Source organism: Ralstonia sp. VS2407 (assembly GCF_052950655.1).
In genome coordinates this window covers 1-433 of sequence record NZ_JBRFVG010000381.1, presented here as the reverse complement: position 1 = coordinate 433, position 433 = coordinate 1, and the positions used below count along the sequence as shown (strand labels likewise).

The window sequence follows — 433 nt, the reverse complement described above, 5'->3', positions numbered from 1 at the left end:
CGAGCCGTCCCGGGCCATGTTTATCTACTGTTCCCACGTCCACGCTCGACACATGCGAACTTCGCTCAAGAACAGCAGCTTGATCGCCCTCGGCCGCGTCACCGGGGTGCTGGCAACGCTCCAGCTCTCCGCCACTGCGCAAAACGCGACGGTCGGGCCGCTTCCGCTGGAGAAACTCAGGCTCATGGCGGACATTTTCGGCCAGATCAAGCGCGGGTATGTCGAGCCCGTGGACGACGACAAGCTGCTGACCGAAGCGATCAAGGGCATGGTCGCCAGCCTCGACCCACATTCGGCCTATCTGGATAAGAAGGACTTCCAGGGGCTGCAGGAAGGGACTCAGGGCCGCTTCGCCGGGCTGGGTATCGAGATCTCGCAGGAAGAAGGCCTGGTCAAGGTCATCAACCCGATTGAAGACACCCCCGCCTTCCGC

1 protein-coding gene is annotated in these 433 nt (G+C 62.4%); it reads left to right on the top strand.

The window, feature by feature from the left end; translation table 11 throughout:
• Positions 1-52: 52 nt before the first annotated feature.
• Positions 53-433 (top strand): S41 family peptidase (locus tag ACU8YE_RS25575; RefSeq protein WP_446930416.1); only part of this gene is annotated, 381 nt, incomplete at its 3' end.